We start from the raw sequence: 12,713 nt of genomic DNA, 5'->3' as shown, positions 1-12,713 counted from the left end.
GTTTTCAGCACAAACTTTTTTTCCACTCAGGTTAATTATTGTTAAAAGGAAAGTGAAATCTCTTTTATAAAGTGAGAAAAGACCGATATTCGCCTCATTCTACCAACGCTGGAAAACTTTATCATCTCATTTGAGTATTGACCCCAGTATTTGATCAAAATTTCTAATTTAGAGCCCTTTAACAAATAAGTTTACAATGGAAGCGGTATCAGCAGAATTGGCTAAAATACACCAAGAAAAAATAAGTAAAGTTGCATCAGAAGTAGGTAAGATCGTTGTCGGCCAAGAATATATGGTGAACCGACTGATGATTGGCTTATTTACCAACGGGCACATTCTTTTAGAAGGAGTTCCTGGTATTGCAAAAACACTCACTGTAAATACACTTGCAGAAGTACTCCATTTGGACTTCCAAAGAGTGCAGTTTACACCAGACCTTCTTCCTGCCGATTTGATCGGAACCATGATTTACAATCAAAAGAAAGCTGAATTTGAAGTAAAGAAGGGTCCTATTTTTACCAACGTGGTGTTGGCCGATGAAATTAACCGTGCGCCAGCCAAGGTGCAGTCGGCATTGCTCGAGGCCATGCAGGAAAAAACGGTAACCATTGGTGAAACAAGCTTTAAGCTGGACAGACCATTCTTGGTATTGGCCACGCAAAACCCTGTAGACCAAGAAGGAACTTACAGTTTACCAGAAGCGCAGATTGACCGTTTTATGTTGAAGGTAAAGGTGGATTACCCATCTAAAGATGAAGAGTTAGAGGTAATGCGTAGAATGGCAAACATGGCATTTAAGCCTGAACTTGAAACGCTTTTGACTAAAGAAGATATTTTCAGTATCCGAAACGAGGTAAACCAAGTTTCTATTTCTGAATCATTAGAGAAATACATTATCGAGTTGGTTTTTGCCACCAGAAATCCGAAAGACTTTGGGTTGACTGAGGAAGCTTATTATATGCAGTTTGGTGCTTCACCAAGAGCAAGTATTAACCTAAACTTGGCCTCTAAAGCGCATGCCTTTATGAATGGCCGCGATTATGTTTTGCCAGAAGACATTAAGGCGATCGGTATGGATGTTCTGAACCACAGGATTATCCTTAACTATGAGGCCGAAGCAGACGGTATCACCACTGAGCATATCATAGAAAAGCTCTTAAAAAAGATTCCTATTAATCATTAGAATTTTAGACGCTGTCTTTATTTTTAAATTTATAAACTACGGTAACACATACAATGAATGGTTTTCATTGTATGTGTTACGAGTAGCAGATAAGCGCATGTGAAATGCTTGTTACTCCTTATATTTTCACTATCTTTACTCGTTAAAGTAATGACCCTTAAGGGTTTTTATTTTTACCTCTTCCAAAGCCATTACATATGTGGTCGTAACTATTCAATTGAATAAGTATGATATAAATTCTGCGCCAAGGTGAAAAATGTTATTCATGACCGGAAAGGGTCAGGAGAAATAGTTGAGGTTTTATATTCAGACAGATCAGGAGCGAATCCTGAATCTTCAATTAATGCTGCGTTTTTGCCGTTAATATTTAAATATTGTTCTTTCCTTCTGAACGCTCTGATAATGGGCGTTTTTCGTCTATTGCCTATTGGATCTGATCGCTATGGATCACTTTTTAGAATAAGTCATAGATTAATTTTCTTCATTTTTCTTTACTTCGGAATAGGTACGGCTGTTAAAGCACAAGATGTAAACCTCTTTTACTATGTGTCGGATGGCGATGACAAGCTGTACACCATCAACAGAAATACGGGTGTGGTTACTTTAATAGGTGACACTGGTGTTTCTGACATTGAGGCTCTGGCCTATTACCCTATCCCCGGTTCTCAAGTTTTATATGCTGCTAATGGAGGAGATTTTGGTACGTTAAATAGAACTACAGGTGCGTTTACCCTAATTGATGAAATTGACAATGGTGGAACCGCAGATGGTTCTGCAGGAGCCCAGACACTGAATGATGTTGATGGACTGATGCTTGATGGGCAAACACTTATTATGTGGGCCGTTGAGCGAAATTCAGGGCCAGACTTACTTTTTCAAATTAACCTGACCACGGGACAGTTTGTGCCAGATGCTTTTGGAGCAGGCGTAGATTACTTAGAGATAACAGGAGAAGGGATTGATGTAGATGTGGATGACATTGCTGTAGACCCAGTTAGTGGTGAAATCTATGGTGTTTCAAATAACAATGGCTCAAATGATGTTTTATTCAAGGTGAACAAAACTACAGGTGAGTTTATTCTTGTAGCCACATTATCAGAGGACGATGTAGAAGGATTGGCCTTTAACAATGATGGTGGACTTTACGGCTCTGAGGGGGATAGTGATAACCGCCTTAGTTTGATCAATAAGTCTACTGGCGCCATGACCAATTTCAGAGATTTTGATGGAGGTGGAGATGTGGAGTCATTAGCAGCATTAGTAGCCAACGCCAATGAAGTAACTGGAACTGTTTATGAAGACGATGACCTTGATGGTGTAAAGGATGGAGGAGAAACAGGCTTAGCAAATGTTCGCGTCTACATCTATATAGATCAAAATGGAGATGGGCAGGTTGATCCAGAAGACACAAGAGTTCAGAGTGTCCTAACAGATAGTAATGGCGATTATACTTTCTACTATTTAACCACAGGAACACTTCTTGCAACAACTCAGGCCGCTTCTTATCCCTCTGGTTACTCATTAACCACAGATAATATAGAAACCATCACTTTTTCTGACGGAGTTAATTTTGGAGCAAGTGATACCGGCAATGACTTTGGTTTAGGAACAGGTAGTGATTGTGATGGAGACGGCTTAACAGATTTTTTTGAAGGAGAGCTTGATTCTGATGGAGATGGTATTTTAGACAAATGTGATCTTGATTCGGATAATGACGGTATCCGAGATAATATTGAGGGTTCTGAGGATTATGATGATGACGGTATTCCTAATTACAGAGATAGAGATTCAGATGACGATGGTATTCCTGATGCCATTGAAGCTAACGGAGGAATAAGACCCGCTGAATATGTAGCTTCTCAAGGTAATCTTTCGGGTGCAGTGGGTGCCAACGGGATAGTAGATACTAGAGAAACTTCTGCAGAAAGTGGAGTTATGTTAGCCACAAATCCTGATTCTGATAATGATGGATTTCGAGATATTCTAGATTTGGACTCAGATAATGACGGTATTCTTGACCTTCGCGAAGCAGGGGCTACCGTAGATTCTGATAATGATGGACAGGTAGATGGTATTGTAGATGCTAATAACAATGGGTATGCAGATGCGCTGGAAAGTAGCCCATTGGCCGTTACCAATACCGACCTGTTCTATGAAAATAATAATAGCCTAACCCAAAGACCCAATTACATTGATATTGATTCAGATGCGGATGGCATTGATGATACTAGAGAAGGCCTAAGTACAGCTGGATATAGATTTCCGACACTTTTTGGAGACGATGATGAGGATGGGGTTTTGGATTTCTGGGACATATCAAATGGCAAAAGCCCAATAACACCTGTTGATTCCGATAGCGATGGTAACCCAGATTATGTAGACACCAATTCAGACAACGACCCTGAGTCTGACTTTATTGAAGGGAATGATGCCGATAATAACGGTGTGGCAGACGAAACCAATACTGGCTTAGACGCAAATGGTAATGGGCTCGATGATCGATTTGATAGTGCATGTTCCGGTGTGGTTTGCCGTTCAGATGTTAGCCTTCCAGATACTGATACTGACAATGAATATGATTTCAGAGATTTTGAAGGATTGGCATTAGATACTGATGGTGACGGAATTCCGAACTCCACAGATATTGATGATGACAATGATGGTATTAAAGATGTTGATGAAGGAGAAGCAACAGATACCGATGGAGATGGTGTCCCAAACAGTCTAGACCTTGATTCCGATAACGATGGTATTTTGGATATTATTGAGGCCGGAGGAGTGGATACGAATGACGATGGTGAGGTGGATGTTGCTACGGATACTGATAATGATGGATGGGCCAATACCTTTGATTCTGATAATGGAGGAACAGCCTTAACCAATCCAGATTCTGATGGTGATGGTATCAAAAACCTGTTGGATCTCGATAGTGATAACGATGGGGTGGTAGACTTAATTGAATCACAAGAGACAACGGGTAGTCCAATTATTCCAACAGGATCAGACACAGATGGAGATGGTATAGACAATGCATTTGATGATGACAATGGGGGGACACCAATTAGCGACCTAGAGGATACTGATTCAGATGGAATACCAGACTATTTGGACACTGACTCAGATAATGATGGTTTCCTAGATATTCTAGAAGCTTGGGATACGAACGGTAATTATATAGCCAATACTGTTCCCACTGGAATAGACTCTGATTTAGACGGATTAGACAATGCTTTCGATAATGTGTTTGGTCCAAACAGCACAACAAACATCTATAACAACGAAGACGCATTGGATTTTCCAAATGCTACCACTTCAGGCTTAACCTCTGAAAGAGACTGGCGAGAAGATAATGCCGTAGATTCAGATGGTGACGGACAAATCAATTCCAATGATATCGATGATGACGATGATGGTATTAAAGATGTTGATGAAGGAATTGAAGATTTTGATCTTGATGGTATCCCTAATAACCTCGATTTAGACTCAGACAATGATGGTATTCCAGACATTAAAGAGGCGGGTGGTGTAGATACTAATAATGACGGCAGAGTAGATGATAACACCGATACCAATAATAATGGATGGGCAGATACTTTTGATAGTGTCAATGGGGGAACGGCATTAACGAACCCGGATACTGACTCCGATGGTAAAAAGAACTTTCTAGACATTGATAGTGATGGAGACGGAGTTGTAGACCTCATTGAATCTCAGGCGACTACAATTAGTCCTAAGGTTCCTTCAGGAACGGATACAGATTTAGATGGCCTCGATAATACTTTTGATACAGACAATGCTGGGAGTCCAACCACACCTTTTGATAAAGATGGTGACCTTACCCCAGATTATTTGGACCTAAATTCTGACAATGATGATTTTTCCGATTTGCTTGAGGCCTGGGATACCAACGGTGATCTTACTGCGAATACTGTTCCCTCTGGTAGCGACTCAGATGATGATGGCCTGGACGATGCATTCGATGATGTGATCGGGCCAAATAGCACTTCAAATGCTACTAATAGTCAAACAGCATTCTCTTTTCCAGATGTGACTACCACAGGCGATAGTGAAAGAGATTGGAGAGAAACAAATGCGGATGATGCTGATTTTGATGGTATTCCTGACAACACCGACATTGATGATGACAATGATGGAATTTTAGATTCAAATGAAATAGGAGATACTGACGGAGATGGAATAGATGACAGACTTGACCTAGATTCAGACAATGATGGTATACCTGATATTATTGAGGCTGGTGGAGTAGATGCTAATAATGATGGCAGAGTAGATAATGATACGGATACCGACAATGACGGTTGGGCCAATACTTTTGACAATAATAATGGTGGAACTGCATTACTGAACCCTGATACCGATAATGATGGGATTAAAAACTATTTGGATCTCGACAGTGATAATGACGGTATTCCAGACATTAGAGAAGCTGGAGGAGTAGATACTAATAACGATGGTGTGGTAGATTCAGCTACTGACACTGACGAAGATGGCTGGGCCAACACTTTCGATAGTGACAATGGTGGATTAGCGTTGACCAACCCGGATACAGACTCAGATGGTAAAAGGAACTTTCTAGACATTGATAGTGATGGTGATGGAATTGTTGACCTTATTGAATCTCAGGCAACAACAGGTACACCAATTATTCCTGTGGGTACTGATACAGATGGAGACGGTATAGATAATGCGTTTGATGCCGATAATGGTGGCACTACAATTACTCCTGTCGATACCGATGCTGATACAATCCCCGACTATATTGATTTCAATTCCGATGGAGATAGTTTTTCTGACGCATTGGAAGGTTGGGACACGGATAATGACCAAGTGGCCAATACAGTACCCGCTGGTTTGGATAGCGATGGAGATGGTTTAGACAACGCCTATGACTTGATAACTGGGCCAAATGCAACCACAAACGTTTACAATACTCAGGACGCGAATGATTTTCCAGATGTATCCACGGCTGCCCAAACTACCCAGAGAGACTGGAGAGAAGCAAATATACTCGATGCTGACTTTGACGGAATTGCAGATGGGACAGACATTGATGATGACAACGATGGCATTTTAGATACAGATGAAACAGGAGACACTGACGGTGATGGGATAGATGACAGGCTTGACTTGGATTCAGACAATGATGGTATTCCTGATATTGTTGAAGCAGGAGGGGTAGACTCTAATAATGATGGACGTGTGGATGATGATACGGATACCGATAATGACGGGTGGGCCAATACTTTTGATAGCTCAAATGGTGGTACGGCCTTAGCAAGGCCAGACTCAGATAATGATGGAGTAAAGAACTATCTAGACCTTGACTCAGATAACGATGGAATTTTAGACGTAATAGAGTCTAATCATACTGATGCCAATGGAAATGGTAAAATAGACGGATTTCTAGATACAAATGGAAACGGGTTTCATGATGAAATAGAAGGGTCTGTGTTCGTTTTGCCTAATACAGATTTTGCTTATGAAAACGCCAATGGTTTATCCCTACTTCCTAATTATATAGACATAGATTCTGATGCTGATGGCATTGATGATACTAGGGAAGGTTATGGCACTGATGATTATCAATTTCCTAATACGTTCATTGATACCGATGGAGATGGGATTCTCAATTTCTGGGATGTAGACTCTGGAAATTCTCCTATCGACCCAGTGGATACTGATGCCGCAGGTTTGGACGACTATGTTGACAGAAACTCAGACAACGATTCTCTTTCCGACTTTATTGAGGGCAACGATTTTAATAAGGATGGGGTGGCAGATGTTGCCAATACGGGTTTAGATACCAACGGTAATGGTCTAGACGATGCTTTTGACCAAGAGTGTTACGGTTCCTCGATTACATCTGTTTCTACGAGTCATGCCGAACAGCAAGGAAGTACCGTTGACATTGTTAGTTCCGATTTGGAATTGGTAACGGAAAACTCAAATCAAATTGTAGGTGTTTATTTTCCTAATGTTGCCGTTACTCAAGGCGCATCTATCAATTCAGCCTATATACAGTTTGAGACTGACGAAGTTACAACGGGCACAGTTAATCTTACCATTGAAGGGCAATTGGCCACAAATGCGGCCACTTTTACTACAGGGGCGAATAATGTGAGTGCTAGGAGTAGAACCACAGCGGATGAAACTTGGAGTCCAGCAAATTGGAATACCATTGGTGAAGCCGGTGCCGCTCAAAGAACGGTAGATATATCATCTATTATTCAGGAAATAGTAAATCAAGGAGGCTGGTCAAATGGAAATGCTATCGTGATTATTATTACCGGCCCATCGGATGGAGACACTCGAACAGCAGAAGTGAATCCAACTTTGAATATCAACTATGGTAGTGGAGTTACATCCTGTGCTTCGGATGTTGCACTACAAGACAGCGATGGAGATTCAGAATACGACTTTAGAGACAGTAATGGAATAGCTGCACCAATAGATACCGATGCTGATGGTATTGATGATGTAGATGACATTGATGATGACAATGATGGTATTTTAGATACGGATGAAGGATGTACCGATGTAATTGTCACAGCAGGTAATGGCTTTTCAGCATCTGAACAAGTATCTAGGGTTGAAGACACTTCAAATGGGATTGATGGTGTAAATGGTAGTTATGCACGATTTAGAGATGACGGAGCTACCATGGATATTGTTCTTAGAACAGGGTCGGGAATAGTACCTGCTGGAAACACTATATCCATCAGGGCTCAGAAAACAGATAGTAGAGCAGCCAATCGAATGACCGTCAGTAAATCTTCAGATGGCGTTAATTTTGACACCGAAATTGAATATTCTTTTGATGATGACGACATATATGAAACAAAAGAGTATGAACTTCTTACAGATGCAACTCATATTAGGATCACCTATGCAAGGAGTAGAGGTGATCTGTGGGTAGATAATGTAAGTTACGAAGGCTTCACGATTCCATGTACTGGAATAGATACGGATTCAGATGGTATTTCCGATCACCTAGACATTGATGCTGATGGTGATGGCATTGTAGATTTGATTGAATCTCAAGCCACCACAGGCACCCCAGTCGTTCCAGTAGGAGTAGATACAGATTCAGACGGATTAGACGATGCATTTGATGGCGATTGCGCACCATGTGGTGCCATCACAGGTGTGCCAACGACAACTCTGGTAGATACAGACGGTGATTTAATTCCAGATTTTAAAGATTTCAATTCAGATGGTGATACTTTTTCAGATGCGCTAGAAGGTTGGGATACAGATGGAAACCTTGTCGCTAATACTTTGCCTTCAGGTACCGATACCGATGGTGATGGGCTAGACGATGCCTTTGATGATGTAAATGGGAAAAACAGCACTACCAATGTTTATAATAATCAGGATGCCTACGACTTTCCAGATGTGACTACTGGAGGAAACATTGAAAGAGATTGGAGAGAGGTAAATGCGGCCGATACCGATTTCGATGGAATCATTGATACCAATGATATCGATGATGATAACGATGGTATCCTTGATACTGATGAAACTGGAGACACCGATGGAGATGGAATCAACGATAGCCTAGACCTCGATTCTGACAATGATGGTATCCCTGATATTATTGAAGCAGGAGGTGAAGATACGAATAACGATGGACGAGTAGATGATGATACAGATACCGACAATGATGGTTGGGCCAATACATTCGATAGTGACAATGGAGGAACAGCCCATACACTAATTGATACGGACAATGACGGAATAGATAACCATTTAGACCTCGATTCAGATAATGACGGAATTGAAGACATTATTGAAGCAGGAGGAGTAGATACGAATGATGATGGAAGAGTAGATAATAGCAGCGATTTAGATGAAGATGGTTGGGCCAACACTTTTGATAGTGATAATGGCGGAACAGTATTAACTAACCCAGATACGGATGGAGATGGGATTAAAAACAACTTAGATATAGACAGTGATGGAGACGGTATTGTGGACTTAATTGAGTCACAAGCAACTACCGGTTCGCCAGTTGTTCCGGGCGGAACAGATACTGATGGAGACGGCATTGACAATGCCTTTGATACCACTGGAGGTACCCCAACTACTCCAGTAGATACAGACGGTGACGGTAAACCTGATTACATAGACTTCAACTCAGACGGAGATAGTTTCTCAGACGCTATAGAAGGCTGGGATACCGATGGTGATAAGATAGCCAATACAACCCCAACAGGAACAGACACGGATGGTGATGGGCTCGACAATGCTTATGATGATGTAGTAGGTCCAAATGCCACAACAAATGTTTACAATAATCAGGACGCTAATGATTTTCCAGATGTAACAACTTCAGGAGAGACGAGTGAAAGAGATTGGAGAGAAGCCAATGTAATAGATACTGATGCTGATGGAGTAGCCGACATAGATGATATTGATGATGATAATGACGGGGTTTTAGATACAGATGAAAGTTGTACGGATGTTTCTGTATCGGGTGCTACGGCCACTTCTGCAAGTCAAATAGTTGCAGAAGTTGATAGCCCAGGGAATGCAGTTGATGGTGATGATGGTTCAAGGGCAGAATTTAGAGATAATGGTGCACAAATGGAGGTCGAGCTAAGAGGTGGAGACCCTATAGCTGCTGGTACGGAACTGACAATTAGAGGCGAGAGGAGAGAAAATGGAGATAACTTTATGGTAGTTACGGAATCCATTGATGGTATCAACTATTCAAACTCACATCAATATGCCTTTGCAGGGAGAAGGTCAGTTGAAGACATAAGTCATACACTGTCTACAAACGCTACTCATATTAGAATCACTTACCTTCAGGACAATGGCAATATGAGAATCTACGAAGTAGATTATCCAAGCTTCATACTACTATGTACAGGAACAGACACAGACAATGACGGCATTGCTAACCATTTAGACCTAGATTCAGACAATGATGGTATACCAGATATTATCGAAGCAGGTGGTGTGGACAGCAACAATGATGGAAGAGTAGACAGTAACACTGACACAGATGGAGATGGTTGGGCCAACACTTTTGATAGTAATAACGGAGGAACTGCCCTTACTGACCCAGACACCGATAGTGATGAATTAAAAAACAGAATAGACATTGATGCAGATGGTGATGGCATTGTTGACCTCATTGAATCTCAAGCTACTACAGGAACTCCGGTGAAACCAGTAGGCTCTGATCTCGATGGTGACGGTATTGATGATGCCTTCGATGTGAACTGTACGCCATGCGGAGCTGTCACGGGTGCTCCTACAACAATTGCCAACACAGATGGAACAGATAATCCTGATTATATCGATTTAGACTCTGACAATGACGGCTTAAATGATGTGATCGAAGCTTGGGACACTAACGGTGATTACTTGCCAGATATTACGCCTAATGGAGACGATGATGACAACGATGGTTTAGACGATAATTTTGACGATGTTGGGGGTCCAAATGCAACAACCAATATTTACAATAACCAAACAGCCAATTCATTTCCGAACGTTACAACTGCAGGGAAAACCACCCAAAGAGATTGGCGCGAATCAAATCAAGAATCAGGCTCACCAGGAGGAATCAACACAAATTTCTTGCTTTGGGTAAAGGCAGACAAGGGAGGAACTTCATGGCAAGATGTTTCCAATAACTATGTGACGGTTACAAAATTTGGCACACCAAATACTGGAACACTCATCAACTTTAACCCCTCTAATTACTTTGATGCTACTGACTATTATAATACTACCCTAAGCGTTAATGCAGATACTTATGCTGATTTAGCAGTGATAGCTGTATACCAACCTGCAGCAAACAATGCTGGCTCGGTCTGGGGGGAAGACAACGGTAGTTTCGATCGTTTTATATTGGATGGAGCGGGGGCGAATGAAAACGAAGCGGTCAGCAATGGTACTGGTACCGAAGATGACATTACTGGACTTTATTCATCAATGACCACTACCCTTTCAAGTGTTATTTTCGATGAGGATCAGAGCAATGGATCGGGTGTATTTATCAATGGCGCTAAAGAAATTAATTTTACCGCTGATCATGGATCAGAAACCTCCAACAAGTTCCAAATTGGAGCCAAAGGAAATGCAACGAGGAGATTCAATGGGCTTATTTCGGAAGTAATTGTGTATAATCAGTTGTTGTCTCCGATAGCTACTCGCCAGAAGATTGAAAGCTATCTGGCGATTAAATATGGCATTACCCTTTCCTCAGATACTGACGGAGATGCCACTGCTTTTGAGGCTGGAGAGGGAGACTACCTTGCTTCTAACGGTACTCCTTTTTGGGATGCATCTGAAGCAACATCCTTTCAAAATAATGTAGCCGGTATTGCCAGGGACGATGCAAGTTCTTTAAATCAGTTGCAATCTAGCAGTGTTAACAGTAGTGCTATTGTTACCATGGGCTTAGATGGAGATACAGATGGTTTAGAAGCCAGTAATTCATTAAACGGAAGCTCTTTCTCTAATGATTTATCGGCCTTGGTCTGGGGTCATGATGGAGCCGCATTATATGATCGTGAGAATACAGAATTTGATGCCCTTCAAGTAAAGAGTAGATTGAATAGAGAGTGGAGGGTGCAAGAAACAGGTACGGTAGGTACGGTAACGGTGCGCTTTAAGGTATCAGGTTTAATTGGCCCAGATGAGAACCTTGGCACCAATGATGAATCAGAGATCGTATTGTTGGTAGATGCAGATGGAGACTTTTCTTCAGGAGCAAGCGTTGTTTCCCAGTCATTTGTGGTCGATTCAGATGGCTTTGTAAACTTCCAAACAGACTTTCCAGATGGCTCCTATTTTACGCTTGCTTCAGGTGAAAAATACGCTTTGCCAATTACCCTACTCTCATTTGAAGCCGCTGTGGAAGAAGACCAAATTATATTGAAGTGGACAACGGTGAGTGAGGTTGAGAACAGTCTCTTTAGGCTAGAGAAATCAGCCAACGGAATTGATTTTGAGGCATTAGGGTACTTAGACGGCTCAGGAACAACTTATGATGTTAATGACTATGTGCTTAGCGACAACAACCCGTTAAATGGGAAAAACTATTATCGCCTGATTGATATTGATCATAATGGAACTGAGAATGCTTCGGAGGTTATCATGGTAAGTTATTACAAGGAATCTGATATTGAGATAAAACCTTATCCTAACCCACTCCAAAGTGGAGAGACTTTTTACATTAATCTTGAAGAAGAAGCGGTATTGAATGGGGTGAAACTTTATCAAATGAATGGTGTCGAAGTGCCTATCAAAACAGAAAGAACAATTGATAGGCTGGCGATTAGCCCGGGTCGAATCGGCCAAGGAGTTCACCTTCTTACTATCGTGGTCAATGGTCAACTACATAAGCTTAAAATCTTGGTGAAGAATTAATTCGAGTCATTTGCTTTTAATTTTTACTGTAGGGTATAGCCTAGCGTTCACCTATTTAACACACCTAATGTTACTTAACTACAAAGCGCTGGTATAGAGCTATCAAGTACATTATTGATAA

General features: G+C 41.3%; 2 protein-coding genes. Both read left to right on the top strand.

The features are described from left to right. Positions 1-226: 226 nt before the first annotated feature. Positions 227-1,183 carry a MoxR family ATPase gene (locus VOI17_RS01865; RefSeq protein WP_323755784.1) on the top strand — a complete coding sequence of 319 codons (957 nt, stop codon included), beginning with the start codon at positions 227-229 and terminating at the stop codon, positions 1,181-1,183. Between the two features lie 402 nt (positions 1,184-1,585). Further along, positions 1,586-12,592 carry a hypothetical protein gene (locus VOI17_RS01860; RefSeq protein ID WP_323755536.1) on the top strand — a complete coding sequence of 3,669 codons (11,007 nt, stop codon included), beginning with the start codon at positions 1,586-1,588 and terminating at the stop codon, positions 12,590-12,592. The last annotated feature ends 121 nt before the right edge of the window (positions 12,593-12,713 follow it).

It is taken from the genome of Roseivirga sp. (assembly GCF_034669765.1).
Lineage (GTDB): Bacteria > Bacteroidota > Bacteroidia > Cytophagales > Cyclobacteriaceae > Roseivirga.
Note: the sequence above shows the minus strand (reverse complement) of the source record. Positions and strands in the feature narration are given on the sequence as shown.